The sequence below is a fragment of the Pseudomonas sp. NPDC087639 genome (assembly GCF_044743385.1).
Lineage (GTDB): Bacteria > Pseudomonadota > Gammaproteobacteria > Pseudomonadales > Pseudomonadaceae > Aquipseudomonas.
Genome location: NZ_JBIUWI010000009.1, coordinates 94,523 through 108,716, shown reverse-complemented (window position 1 = coordinate 108,716; position 14,194 = coordinate 94,523). Strand labels below are relative to the sequence as shown.

Genomic DNA, 14,194 nt, shown 5'->3' with positions numbered 1-14,194 from the left:
CAATACTCCGAGCGAAGTAGGCCAGACCCTTCGCGGGAGTGTCGAGAGGGCGCGGCCCAATTATTTCGCCCACCTTGAGGGCGCGTCCGGCACGGCTGTGTCCAACCTGGTGCTCTCCGAAGTCGAGGCTCCCCTGCTCGAAAGCGTGATGAACTACGTCAAGGGCAACCAGACCAAGGCCAGTGAGCTGCTGGGACTCAACCGCGGCACGCTGCGCAAGAAACTCAAGCAGTACGATCTGCTGTAAGCATTCAATCAAACCAGAACGGCGCCCGCGTAAAACCGGTCGCCATTTTTGCTGACTTCCTTTGCTTTTGATGGAAATTGAGATGACCGACCAGACTACCCGCCTGCCGATCCGCCGCGCCTTGATCAGCGTTTCCGACAAGACCGGGATCCTCGAATTCGCCAAGGAGCTTGAAGCGCTGGGCGTCGAGATCCTCTCCACCGGCGGAACGTTCAAGCTGCTGCGCGACAACGGCGTTGCCGCAGTGGAAGTCGCGGATTACACCGGTTTCGCTGAAATGATGGACGGTCGGGTGAAAACCCTGCACCCGAAAATCCACGGCGGTATCCTCGGTCGTCGCGGTATCGACGACGCGATCATGAGCGAACACGGCATCAAGCCGATCGATCTGGTCGCGGTCAACCTGTACCCGTTCGAAGCCACCATCAACAAGCCAGGCTGCGACCTGCCGACCGCCATCGAAAACATCGACATCGGCGGCCCGACCATGGTGCGTTCGGCGGCGAAAAACCATAAAGACGTTGCGATCGTGGTGAATGCCAGCGATTACGCCAACGTCCTCGAAGGCTTGAAAGCCGGCGGCCTGACCTACGCACAGCGTTTCGACCTGATGCTCAAGGCGTTCGAACACACCGCCGCCTACGACGGCATGATCGCCAACTACATGGGTACCGTGAATCAGGCTGCCGAGACACTGAGCACTGAAGGTCGCAGCGAATTCCCGCGCACCTTCAACAGCCAGTTCATCAAGGCTCAGGAAATGCGCTACGGCGAGAACCCGCACCAGAGCGCCGCGTTCTACGTTGAAGCCAAACCGGCCGAAGTCGGCATCGCCACCGCGACCCAACTGCAGGGCAAGGAACTCTCGTACAACAACGTGGCCGACACCGACGCCGCGCTGGAATGCGTAAAGAGCTTCGTCAAGCCTGCCTGCGTAATCGTCAAGCACGCCAACCCGTGCGGCGTGGCCGTGAGCCCGGACGCCGAAGGCGGCATCCGTCAGGCCTACGAACTGGCCTACGCCACCGACACCGAATCGGCGTTCGGCGGCATCATCGCCTTCAACCGTGAACTGGATGCCGAGACCGCCAAGGCGATCGTCGAGCGTCAGTTCGTGGAAGTGATCATTGCGCCAAGCGTGAGCGAAGAAGCCCGCGCCATCGTCGCGGCCAAAGCCAACGTGCGCCTGCTGGCGTGTGGCGAGTGGTCGGCTGACCGCGCTGCGGCCTGGGACTACAAGCGCGTCAACGGTGGCCTGCTGGTGCAGAGCCGCGACATCGGCATGATCGGCAGTGAAGACCTGAAAGTCGTGACCAAGCGCGCACCGACCGAACAGGAAATCAACGACCTGATCTTCGCCTGGAAAGTCGCCAAGTACGTTAAATCCAACGCGATCGTTTACGCCAAGAACCGTCAGACCATCGGTGTCGGCGCTGGCCAGATGAGCCGCGTAAACTCCGCGCGTATCGCCGCGATCAAGGCAGAACACGCTGGCCTGCAAGTAGCAGGTTCGGTGATGGCATCGGACGCGTTCTTCCCGTTCCGCGACGGTCTGGACAACGCGGCCAAGGTCGGTATCACTGCGGTGATCCAGCCAGGTGGTTCGATGCGTGATGCTGAAGTGATTGCTGCGGCTGATGAGGCCGGCATCGCGATGGTATTCACCGGCATGCGCCACTTCCGTCACTGATACACCGGTTCAAATGTGGGAGCGAGCCTGCTCGCGAATGCAATCTGTCAGTCATAGCTGTTTTGACTGACACACCGCTTTCGCGAGCAGGCTCGCTCCCACATAAAGCGCTCCAGCAGCGCCTGACAGAATTTTGAGGTTTTTGAAATGAATGTTTTGATCATTGGCAGCGGTGGCCGTGAACACGCCCTGGCCTGGAAAGTGGCTCAGGATCCGCGCGTGCAGAAGGTTTTCGTCGCACCGGGCAACGCCGGTACCGCGATTGAAGCCAAGTGCGAGAACGTCGCCATCGACGTGCTGGCCCTTGAGCAGCTCGCGGACTTCGCCGAGAAAAACGTTTCCCTGACCATCGTCGGCCCGGAAGTGCCGCTGGTCGCTGGCGTCGTTGACCTGTTCCGCTCCCGTGGCCTGGACTGCTTTGGCCCGACCGCGGGTGCTGCGCAACTGGAAGGTTCGAAAGCCTTCACCAAGGACTTCCTGGCACGCCACAAGATCCCGACCGCCGATTACCAGAACTTCACCGAGATCGAGCCGGCCCTGGCTTATCTGCGTGAAAAAGGCGCACCGATCGTGATCAAGGCCGACGGCCTGGCGGCCGGTAAAGGCGTGATCGTTGCGATGACCCTGGCCGAAGCCGAAGACGCCGTGCGCGACATGCTTGCCGGCAATACTTTCGGTGACGCCGGTTCGCGCGTGGTGATCGAAGAGTTCCTCGACGGTGAAGAAGCGTCGTTCATCGTCATGGTCGACGGCAAGAACGTGCTGCCGATGGCCACCAGCCAGGACCACAAACGCGTCGGCGACGGCGACAGCGGCCCGAACACCGGCGGCATGGGTGCTTACTCCCCTGCCCCGGTGGTCACTGCCGACGTGCACAAGCGCGTAATGGACCTGGTGATCTGGCCGACCGTTCGCGGCATGGCCGAAGAAGGCAACGTCTACACTGGCTTCCTGTACGCCGGTCTGATGATCGACAAGGCCGGCAACCCGAAAGTCATCGAGTTCAACTGCCGTTTCGGTGATCCGGAAACCCAACCAGTGATGCTGCGTCTGCAGTCGAGCCTGGTGCTGCTGGTTGAAGCGGCGTTGGCGCAGGCGCTGGACAAGGTTGAAGCGCAGTGGGATCCACGTCCGAGCGTCGGCATCGTGCTGGCCGCTGGCGGCTACCCGGGCGACTACGCCAAGGGCGCGGCGATCAACGGTCTGGACGCAGCGGCAAGCCTGGAAGGTAAAGTCTTCCACGCCGGTACTGCGCTGAAGGACGGTCAGGTCGTGACCGCCGGTGGTCGCGTGCTCTGCGCCACCGCGATGGGCGCCAGCGTCGGTGCAGCGCAGCAGCAGGCTTACAAGCTGGCCGCAGCGATCGACTGGGAAGGCTGCTTCTACCGCAAGGACATTGGCTACCGCGCCATTGCCCGTGAACGTGGCGAAACCCAGGAGTAAGCTGTCGCTCAGGTTCGGCGCGGGATGCAGTCCCTCGCCGGGCTGTTCCGCTGCCGCGCATCGTTATATTCTGGCATCAACCTACGAAGGGATTTCGCCGTGCGCTGGCTCAGGATTGCCATAAGCTTCACCGTCACGTTGCTGACCTTGCTCTGCATGCTCCCGGCCCAGGCCACGCAAGGCAGTGGCTGGTCGGTATTGCTCGACGATCAGGGCGACCTTCAGCTGAGCGACATCCGCTCTGCCCGCTACATCAATCAATTCAGCCCTATCGACCTTGACCGCCTCACCGCGGCCGGGCCCGAGGGTGCTTTGTGGCTGCGTTTCAAGCTCGCACCCGGCCAGCACGAACAAGTGCTGCGCATCTTCGCCCCGGATCTGTCCCACCTGAATTTGTACGTGCTGGACGGCGACAAGCTGATCGAGCAACGCAAAACCGGCACCGGCCAGCCCCAAGCCGAACGGCCGCTGCCAAGCAGTGATTTCCTGTTGCCACTGCCCCAGAGTGACAAACCCCTCGACATCTATCTGCGGATGGTCTCCGACCATCAGTTGCGCCCGCACATCACCTTGCAATCCGCCGTGATGAGCGCGGCCAATCACAATCAAACGCTGATCTTCGGTTTGCTGTTCGGCTGCCTCGGCATGTTGCTGCTGCACAACCTCGTGCGCTATGCCTACTCGCGTTCGCGCAGTAGCCTGTGGCTGGCCGTCTGCGAAGGTCTGCTGGGGCTCAGCCTGTTACTGCTGCTCAATCTCGCCGGCCCGTGGCTGCCGAACTGGCACGCGATCCAGACCCCGGGCGCTTATCTGGCATTGCTGCTGACAGCCCCGGCCGGGCTGATGTTTGCACTGCGCTTCTTCGCCCCACTCGGCCCGCATCCGCTGAACAAACTGCTGCTGGGCGACATTCTGTTCATCGTGATTTGCAGTCTGTTGCTGTTGTTCGTCAACACCCTGCCGCTGAACATCATCACTTACGCGCTGGTGGCACTGGCCGGCCTGAGCATGTTGTTTGTCGCGTTCTATCACTGGCAGAAAGGCTACCGCCCGGCACGCCTGTTCGTCGCGGCGATGGTGGTGTTCAACATCGGTACATTGATCATTCTTCCGGCCTTGCTGGGGCTGACACTGGTCGCACCGCAAGGCCTGATCATGACGTTGATGGCGTTCATCTGCATCAGCGGCCTGTTGATGAGCATCGCGCTGGGCGAGCGTCAGCGCAGCATCACCGAAAGCCGCTTCAGCATCAGCCGCGACCTCGCCGCCAGCAATGCCGAGATCAACGCCAAGGCCGAATTCCTCGCCAAGATCAGCCACGAGATCCGCACGCCGATGAACGGCGTATTGGGCATGACCGAACTGCTGCTCGGCACGCCGTTGTCGGTCAAGCAACGCGACTACGTGCAGACCATCCACAGCGCCGGCAACGAACTGCTGACGTTGATCAACGAGATCCTCGACATCTCCAAGCTCGAGTCCGGGCAGATCGAACTGGACGACGTGCAATTCGACCTCAACGCGTTGATCGATGACTGCCTGAGCATCTACCGCGCCAAGGCCGAACAGCAGAACGTCGAGCTGATCAGCTTCATTCAGCCGCAAGTGCCGCGCGTCATCAGTGGCGATCCGACCCGCCTGCGTCAAACCCTGTTAAGCCTTTTGGAAAATGCCCTCAAGAAAACCGCCGAAGGCGAAGTGCTGATCGTCGTCGCCCTCGATGAGCGCAACAGCAAACCGCGCCTGCGCATTGCCGTGCAGGACAGCGGCGCGCCGATGGAACAGGAGGAGCGTGATGCGCTCATGCACGCCGAACTTCACAGCAAGCACTTCCTCTCGGCCAATCGTCTGGGCGGCAATCTGGGGCTGGTGATAGCGCGGCAATTGATCCGCTTGATGAACGGTGAATTCGGCATCAAGAGCGGCGCCAATCAGGGCAGCACCTTGTGGCTGACCCTGCCGCTCGACCCTGATCGCCTCGAACACCCGACCTCTGATCTGGACAGTCCCCTGCAAGGCGCGCGGGTGCTGGTGGTCGATGACAACGACACCTGCCGCAAAGTGCTGGTGCAGCAGTGCAGCGCCTGGGGCCTGAACGTCAGCGCCGTGCCATCGGGCAAGGAAGCGCTGGCCCTGCTGCGCACCAAGGCGCACCTGCGCGATTACTTCGATGTGGTGTTGCTCGACCAGAACATGCCCGGCATGACCGGCATGCAGCTCGCGGCCAAGATCAAGGAAGACCCGAGCCTCAACCACGACATCCTGCTGATCATGCTCACCGGCATCAGCAACGCGCCGAGCAAGATCATTGCGCGCAACTCGGGAATCAAACGCATCCTCGCCAAACCCGTGGCCGGCTACACCCTCAAGACCACCCTGGCGGACGAACTCAACCAGCGCAACAAAGGCCAGGTGGTGTTCCAGCCGCAAGTGCTCACCCCGGCCACAGCGGCCAAAGTGCCGAGCGACTTCCGCATCCTCGTCGCCGAAGACAACACGATTTCGACCAAAGTGATTCGCGGCATGCTCGGCAAGCTCAACCTGCAACCGGACACCGCCAGCAACGGGGAAGAAGCGCTGCAAGCGATGAAAGCCCAGCGTTACGACCTGGTGTTGATGGACTGCGAAATGCCGATCCTCGACGGTTTCTCCGCGACCCAGCAATTGCGCGCCTGGGAAGTCAGCAACCAACGCATCCGCACGCCGATCGTTGCGCTGACGGCGCACATCCTCGCCGAACACAAGGAACGCGCACGCCAGGCAGGGATGGATGGGCATATGTCCAAGCCGGTCGAGTTGTCGCAATTGCGCGAGTTGATCGAACACTGGGTCGCCCAGCGGGATGAGCAGAATCGGACGACCACGCAACCGTCGTGAGCCGACAGACCCGGTAGCGCCTGATAGACTCCCCCACGACTTCCCTCGCCAGTGAGCGTGCACCATGCTCCACGTGTTATTCAGCGTTTACCTGAAGATGCTGGTGCTCTACAGCCCGTTCTTCGTGTTGTCCTGTTTTATCAGCCTGACCCGTGGTTATTCGCGCAAGGAGCAACGCCGCCTGGCCTGGAAAGTGGCCATCGCCACGCTGGTCTCCAGCGTTTTGCTGTATTTGTTCGGGCGGGTGATTTTCGATGTGTTCGGCATCACTGTGGATGCGTTCCGCATCGGCGCCGGCAGTGTGCTGTTCATCTCGGCGCTGGGCATGGCGCAAGGCAAGTCGGTGGTGCAAAGCGACAACGTGCAGCAGGACGTGACTATCGTGCCGCTGACCATTCCGCTGACCGTCGGCCCCGGTACCATCGGTGCCTTGCTGGTGATGGGCGTCAGCCAGCCGCACTGGGACGACAAGCTCACGGCAATCATGAGTATTGCGCTGGCCAGTTTTACCGTGGGTGTGGTGCTGTACTTGTCCAACCGCATCGAACGGATTCTCGGCGACCAGGGTTTGCAGATTGTCAGTCGCTTGATGGGATTGTTCGTTTGCGCACTGGCGGCGCAGATCATCTTCACCGGGGTCAAAGGCTATCTGGTGCCCTGAGCCTCGGCGCCTGCGAGAGTCGCCTGACAGTAAAACGCCGCGAACGATACCGTTCGCGGCGTTTTGTTATCCGCCGGTTTTAGCGGGCGGCCGGCTCTGCGAGTAGCGTTTGCGGGGTGACGTTGGCCGTGCGTGCCGTCCTTGCCTGCAACCGCTGCACCCACGCAGAAATAGCGTGGGATTGCTGCTTGCCAAACGCCAGGAACACTTCACCGCGCAACGCCGGATCAGGGGAACACACATCACGGAAAATCAGCGAGTGTTCACTCTCAGGGTCAACGATCACCAGATGCTCCTCAACGATCTCGAACAGCAGCTTTTCCGGCGATTCAAAATCCCAAAGCAACTTGCCCGGCACTGCCGGCACTTCTCCCAGCGCATGCCGGCAATCGACGATGACAGCATCCAGTCTCTGCCAGGCAGCCTTTGACAAATGACAGGTCACGCCGCCCTGCCCCAGTCGCACAACCAACGTATTGATGTCATCGGCAAGCAGCGGTAGCAGATCATTCATTCTGTTATGACCTTCAACGGTCAAGACGTGCCCATCGCGCTGGATGTAATCGAACGGCCCGATGCTGTGCTTGCCCGGATAAACCTGCACCGTTCCCTCCCGGCGCTGATGCAACAACACCTTGAACTGATTCCGGGTGCCCAGCATTACAAAGTCCGTGGGTAAATCGGTGGCGGCAATACTCACCAGTCGGGCGCTTTTCACGTCATACCATTGCAAATGATCTGGCCCGGACGCCACGGATACGAAGTCACCATGATCGGCACAAGCCAACAAGGTTTGCAGGCGTTCGATCAGAGGCGCGCCCTGCGCAGTCACCCAGCGACTTTCAACACCGATGACCACCGGCGCCTGCTGATGACCCAGTCGCAACGTGACACCCTCAACAGTGGTGCCCTGTAACCCGGCGCCATCGACTGTCACCTCGGCAAAATGCCAGGCGCTCCACACCCGCTCGGGAGCCGGTAAAGCATCGCGGTGCAATAGCTGCTGACCCTCGCCAAACGCGCGATCAAGCTGCTGCGGATCGACGAACGCCTGACGCCAGATTTCACCATCGGAAACACTGAACAACCAGGCCGTTCGATTATCCGGCGCCATGCCAAGCACGCGCACTGGCTTGTCGCGCCCCGGATCGCATAACAGCACGCGGTTGCTCATATGCCAGGCACTCAGTTGGCCATCACCGGCGGCATTGCGTAATCCGACAATCGCAAACCGCTCCACCGGGTAACGTTTGGAAATCGGTTCCAGTGCCTGCCACCAATGTGCACGCCCCTTGAGCCACTGCTCGCCGACACCGTGCAATTGTGCCTCACCTTGTGCGGTCAGGTTAAAGAGTCGGCCCTCTTCATCCAGTATCAGGTAGCCGTTCTCCACCGCCACAATCTGCTTGAGCCCTTCTGGTTCGACCCAACGATGCGACCACTGCTGCTTGCCCGGCGCCACGTCGCGCTGCAGTCGGCAAAGAACCTGGTCGAGGCGGTTGTAGATGAAATACACATCGCTTGCGCCCGTCATCGGCAGCAGCACCAGCTCGGTCAGATTCTTGATCGAGTCGGGCCAGCCACGGGCATGGCGAGGAAGCGGCAACGGGTGGATCAACAATCGATCACGGCTGCGAACCCATACGATGTCACGTCTGTCCGGTTCGAATTTCCAACTGACCGAAACGTAAGTCGCCGGCTGCCAGTCAACCGTCGTCGCACCGTCCCGTTCCGCACTGGGACGAGCCATCGTGTATTTGCCCAGCACCGTCGACCAGTCGGCCAGCGACTCGTGGGCGAACACGCTCGCCTGCAGCTCCCGCGCCATTGCATGGTTGACGGAACTCAGCAGCAACTGCTCCTGATGAATCAGGTAATTGAACCGGCGAGTGCCATAAGGGCTGCTGACGGTTTGTATCAAATGAATCACGCCGTGCTCATCGACTTCGACGGGGCCAATCGCACTTTCGCCCTCCGGCACCAGCAACCGGTATTGAACCTTGAGCAGCCCGCTGACCACATCGACCTGCCAGATGTTGTAGCTGTCCGCCAGGTAGAAATAAGCAAATCCATTGGCCACCAAGGCCAGTTGCGCGTCCTCGGTATCGGCGATTTTCTCGTTGCGAATATAGAGAAAGCGCTCTTCCCGGGCGTCATACCAGGCGGTGGTGTAACGCGGCTCCTGCGGCGATTCGAACGGGATCAACCAGTTATGAACCGGTGTATACGGCAGCACCAGACGATGCTCTCGGGCGAGGGTTTTGTAGTGTTCGAGCAACGCTTGTTCATCGAGCCCTTCATGCGCGCTTTGTTCAATGATGTTCAGCTGACGCTTGCCGAAGTCAACGCTGAAGAGTTGCTGATTGGCCGTACGGATCAACACCGAGTGGCGTCCATGGCCGGATATCTTCAGGTGAACATCGCCGATGTACAGCTCGCCATACAGCTCGACCCGGATGTTCTCTTCATTGGCCCAGCCAGCCTGCAGCACCCAGCGGCCCTGCTTCTGACTCGGCGTGTGCAATTCGATGCTGGCGCCGTGATTGAGCAGCACGGAACAGGACGCACCGGCGCTGGAGATCCGATATGACACCTTGCCCCGCCAGGCAGTCGGCAGCAACGGCACTACCAAGGTGCGTTCGACCGCATCGAGGTGAACGTCGATGACGGTGTCGCGATACTCGGGAAACAGACGATGAACAATGTAATGCGAAGGAAACGAGTAAAACGAAAACAGAAACAGCCATTGACCATCTGCCAGTTTTCTCTCCAGGCGCCGGGCGGTATCGAAACCGCGATCATGCCGCCAAGAGGCAAATGGTAGCGCCTTGTACTCATACCCATAACAAGTCTGAGGCGTACACGGCAGGACGATGGTTTGTCTGGCAGCCGGTAAGAACTGGACCTGTCCGGGCAAGCCTAACTGCTGACGGATATTGACCGCCCGATCGTAATCGGAGTCGAAATCCGGGACGCCGAAATGGTCGCGCAATGGGTAGAGCTTCTGGCTGTCGAACAGCACCTTGCCAGCGGTCAGATCAATGCTTTTGACAATCAGCGACGGGTGCGCGACCCACGCCCCCAGCGCGTCATCGAAGCGGTAACCGAGCCCGCGATAGGCGCCTTCCATGTCTGCAAAAAACGCCCCGACATCCTGGGCGTTGCGCGCAATACCGGCAAACCCTTGGGCGAGCGCCGCGACACCGACCGCCAGCCCGCCCAGAATCACGCCGGCACCACCCAACACTGCAGCGGCGGTGGATGCGCCTGCCACGGCGGCACCAACCCCCCCGGCAGTCAATGCCAGGCTGGCCGAGTCAAAGGCCAACTGTGTCCCAAACTGTGCTTTTTCGACGTCGTTCTGTGCGCTCGCCAACTGGTAGATATCAAAACCAACGTTTGCCAGCCCCAGCACGGCGCCGACACCTTCATTGGCCGCATGTCCCAACGCTTCGGTGACGACCGAGGCACAGGTGCGGGCGATGATCTTCTCCTCCCCCAGCGCAGTTTTGACCAGTTGAATCAGACCGACTACGTCTACGACATTGCCATGCACCAACTGCGCGTAATTGAGGTAGGCGTGCAGGCGCACCGCTGTGGTCAGCGTCCGATCCTCGCCTTCACGTCCACGCAAGGCATTCATCAGTGCCTGAATCGAGAACCCTGCGTTCAGGGTATGAACAGCGCCGGCCTCGGTAGGGTCCAGTACACCGACGCTGTCGATCGGTTTGCGTGCCAGAGTGGAGAACTGCTCGGACAGCCAGTTCTTGATCCGCAACAATCGGTGGTCATCACTGACCACTTGAACCACGTGTTCGGGCATCGAGGGGTCGACGAGGCTCAGCCGATATTTGCCTTCGGCGGTGATCTCCAGCGTTTCGAACAACGGCACCAACGGCGTGACCGAGGGATGCAGCTCTTGCAGCGCAGTGGTAGCGCCGGCGATCTGCTGCCCCCACCAATGGCCATCCAGCCCAAGCAAGCTGGCACCCAAATGCGAATTGTCGACCAGCGATCGACCATGGGCACTGTTCAGGCGCTGACGCAGCTTGCCTGGCGGTTGACCCGGGAGCGGATCGTTCGTCAGCACTTTCGCCACATCGATCCCGCCGGACAATGGCAAGGCCGCTACTTTTGCGCCATCCAGTTCAATCAGATCGAAGGTCGGACGGACACTGCCACCGTACGAGGCATAGTATTTGGCCATGCCCACTTTCAGAAAAAAGTGCTCGAGCGCCCGCTTGAACATGGCGGGGCTTTCAAATTCGAACAGACCGAAGTTGGGGTCGTAAAAATGATAGAGGGCTTGCGTACCCACAACGGTTTTCGCCACCAGCATCGAGTGGTTGTCAGAGTTGAGCATTAATGTTCGGGGGCTGGCATGGTTCTCCAGTGCAGCGGTGACCTGTGTCAGATCAGCACGACTGAGCGTCGTTCCCACTTCGCTCAGTTGAGCGCTTCGCAGCTCCTCCAGCACCTGCACGAAAGCCTGCGAATCACTCTGTTGCGGCTCAATGACGGACAGATAAAAACGTTCACGCAACCGATGTGAAGCCACTTCCCCGGTTGCAAAAGCGGCGGCCATCATCAGTGCCAAGGGATAACAGCGCCCACCGATGGCTTCGCCGGCGCCACCCAGTAACAAATCCTGCGGCACCGGTTTTACGCTGTTGGCCTCGATCTGGCCGAGCACCTGATCCATCCGTTCGCTGATCTGCAAGCGATGCTCAAGGGTGGCTGTCTGTTGAATTTGCGCGGCGTATCGGCCCCACTGCTGAAGTGTTTGTGCCCTCATCAGTGCGGCTTTTTTCAGATCCAGCGCGCTGATCGATGCGGCCGACTCTGCGATATCGCCGGCAAGACCGCTAAGAAACTGCGCATCACGGCGGCTATAGAGGTGTCTTTCAATGACTGCATAACGATTCGAAGCTCCCAACTCACGGACACTGTTGGCCAGGTTGTCCAGTTCGCCACTGAAGCGGTCGAAGTTCTGGCTGTGCAGTGAATCAATCCCCAGCAACACGCCCAGTGACAGACGTTGCAGTGGCGTTGTCTCGACGAGAGACAGTTCGCCATGGGCCAGCGCACTCAACACTTCATCCAGCCCCAGACTCCGGAATCGCTGATCGTTGAGAAAAACCGGTGGCCGCGCATTGAGTGGCTGATTCCTGATCAACTGACGGTCGGCAAAACTCAACGGCAACAGCTTCTCGAACCTGATTGCACCATCATGCCCCTTTCGCATGGCCTCAGTGAACGGTTCGCCAAGCCCGTCGACCAGACGCTGTAATACGTCAGTCAATAGCACCGCTCTACCTTCAATCAACGGCCAGCCTTGTTCGAACTCAATGATTGAGCCCTTGAGCAACTGTGCGATATCGCCCTTGTAGCGGGTCGTGTACTGACCTTGCTGCCAGCGCGCCTGCTCGTCCTCCACCCATTTCACCGGATCGTTCGCGTTGTCTTTCCAGGAGTGATCCAGCTCTTCTTCGGTGGCACGGTTGACCGACGCATAGCGCGCAATGGCCGCTTCGGCGCGGATCATCTCGGCCTGCCTGGGGGTCAGGTGTGCCTTGGCGTAATCGACCATGCCGTCGCGTATCGCGCCGGGGCCGGTCAGATAGATGGTGCCTTCACTCTGAGGACGGATGCCGTCACTGAAGTAGCTGGCGGCGGCACTGGCGAGAAAGCCTGCGAGGATCTCCTCCTGATTCGGCAGTTCGCGCAGCCGGCCGTAGGTTTTTTCCAAAACGGTCAGAGCCAGTGGCAGCACACCGTCGAAGTCGGTCGGTGCGACATTGCGTTGCGCAGCCATCTGAAGTGTCTCGTCGACCAACCGGTAATTGAAGCGGATGCGCTCGATCACCGCTTGCAGCGTCGCCGACCCGGCATGCGCCATCAAGAAAGCATTGGTCGTCGAACTGCCTTCGGCCACCGCACGCAACATGAACGGTCGCGCCAGCAAATCAGTCGGTGCCTGGAAAACCTGACTCAGTGCCGGGCCGCTTTTGGCGAACGCTTCAAGCGTCGCAAGATGCTCTGCCGGAATGCTTTTGGCGTAACTGTTGGACGACTGACGGCCCGGCATCCATTCGGGGTTGTGATTGAGCAGCAACTGCAGAATGCCCAGGCGGGCGTCGACGCTCAAAACACTGAGGTCGACACCGCTCAGGTTTTCCACCAGAGGCGGCAAGTTGTCGACATCGGCATAGCTGCCGCCTTCCCCGTGCAGGACTTCGGCACGCACGACATCCGATGCGGCCGCCAGATTGCCGCGCAAGCGGATTTCCCGTTCATAGATATCTTGCAGTTGTAATGGCGTTGTCGCGTTGTCGAGATCACGCAACTGCAGATCACCCCCCAGCATGCCTTGCAAGCTGCTGCGATTTTGTTCTCTGAGTGCTTGCAGTTGCGCCTCGTCCTGGCCATAGGCGCTAACCAGCAAATCGATGCGGGCGTCATCGGCGGATTTACCGTTAGCCACGGCGGCATCGATGTGCGCCTGCATCTGCTGCTTAAGCACAATGGCGCGCGCTTCGTAAAGATCGGCCAGTGCATCTTCGGCAATTGTTTTACCTGCGACCTGCGCCAAGGCATCCGTCTTGGCCGCCTCGACAATCAGTTTATTGGTCTGATACGCCAGTAACGCGTCACTGTCGAACCAGAGATTAAGGGTGTAACCCTGCCCGGTGAGTACCTGTTTCCAGACATTGAGGTAGTCACGCTGGATGGGGCCGACGCCACCACCGAGCCAGACGAAGTGCAGGGTCTTTGGAACGGGTGTCGGTACAGTTTTAATCAGTTCGACGCCGAGATGAACGCGTGATTCGAAGGCTTCAACTTTGTCGTAAATTCGCGAAAGCTCTGCGGCCGGTTTTTCAATCGTCGCCACCGGCGGTTCCAACTCCCGCCGCACTCGGCTATTGCCCAACAGTTGTTCCAGTGTCTGGCGCAATAATCTCAGTGGTTCAATCAACTGCTGCGTATCGGTGGCACTCACACAGGCGGAGTAATAGCGCAACAGCGCTTCATAATGCTTACTTTCTTTATGCAGCGACAGTGTGCGCTCGAAATCCGCACGCCTGAACAGCTCAGAAAAGTTAACGTAGTTATCATTACTCACACCTTCAACATTTGACATGACTTACCCCAATGACTTCCACAGAACATTCCAGGGCCAAGCTAGCCACTAACAAAAGCAAAACTCAAACGAGATAAAACTCAATTTCTTTCAAAGACCAGAAATACCAAACAACGCATCAGCGCGAGAGAACAA

Annotated in this window: 6 protein-coding genes; 5 read left to right on the top strand and 1 reads right to left on the bottom strand. The window is 59.5% G+C overall.

Going from position 1 to position 14,194, the window contains the following annotated elements:
• From fis to ACIOVB_RS06650, 5 genes are all read left to right on the top strand, one after another.
• A partial coding sequence (gene fis, locus ACIOVB_RS06670; protein ID WP_401266013.1) for a DNA-binding transcriptional regulator Fis occupies positions 1 to 247 on the top strand: 247 nt, incomplete at its 5' end.
• An 82-nt stretch (positions 248 to 329) separates the two neighbouring features.
• Positions 330 to 1,937, top strand: coding sequence for a bifunctional phosphoribosylaminoimidazolecarboxamide formyltransferase/IMP cyclohydrolase (gene purH, locus ACIOVB_RS06665; protein ID WP_401266010.1), 1,608 nt, complete (start codon positions 330 to 332; stop codon positions 1,935 to 1,937).
• A gap of 147 nt (positions 1,938 to 2,084) precedes the next feature.
• On the top strand, positions 2,085 to 3,380 hold the full coding sequence (purD, locus tag ACIOVB_RS06660; RefSeq protein WP_401266007.1) for a phosphoribosylamine--glycine ligase: 1,296 nt from the start codon (positions 2,085 to 2,087) through the stop codon (positions 3,378 to 3,380).
• Positions 3,381 to 3,479: 99 nt separating this feature from the next.
• The gene (locus ACIOVB_RS06655) at positions 3,480 to 6,257 is read left to right on the top strand and encodes a response regulator (protein ID WP_401266004.1); all 2,778 of its coding nucleotides are present in this window, start codon (positions 3,480 to 3,482) and stop codon (positions 6,255 to 6,257) included.
• 64 nt (positions 6,258 to 6,321) lie between these two features.
• A complete protein-coding gene (locus ACIOVB_RS06650; RefSeq protein WP_187678526.1) occupies positions 6,322 to 6,918 on the top strand; it encodes a MarC family protein in 597 nt (198 codons plus the stop codon).
• A gap of 79 nt (positions 6,919 to 6,997) precedes the next feature.
• On the opposite strand, the gene ACIOVB_RS06645 is transcribed toward ACIOVB_RS06650, so the two are convergent.
• Positions 6,998 to 14,059 (bottom strand): TcdA/TcdB pore-forming domain-containing protein, encoded by a 7,062-nt coding sequence (locus tag ACIOVB_RS06645; protein WP_401266002.1) that lies wholly within the window; start codon positions 14,057 to 14,059, stop codon positions 6,998 to 7,000.
• Positions 14,060 to 14,194 lie beyond the last annotated feature (135 nt).

Bases quoted from the DNA above. Each gene is read 5' to 3' on its own strand.
- purH (WP_401266010.1), top strand. From the start codon at position 330: ATGACCGACCAGACTACCCGCCTGCCGATCCGCCGCGCCTTGATCAGC.
- purD (WP_401266007.1), top strand. From the start codon at position 2,085: ATGAATGTTTTGATCATTGGCAGCGGTGGCCGTGAACACGCCCTGGCC.
- ACIOVB_RS06650 (WP_187678526.1), top strand. From the start codon at position 6,322: ATGCTCCACGTGTTATTCAGCGTTTACCTGAAGATGCTGGTGCTCTAC.
- ACIOVB_RS06645 (WP_401266002.1), bottom strand. From the start codon at position 14,059: ATGTCAAATGTTGAAGGTGTGAGTAATGATAACTACGTTAACTTTTCT.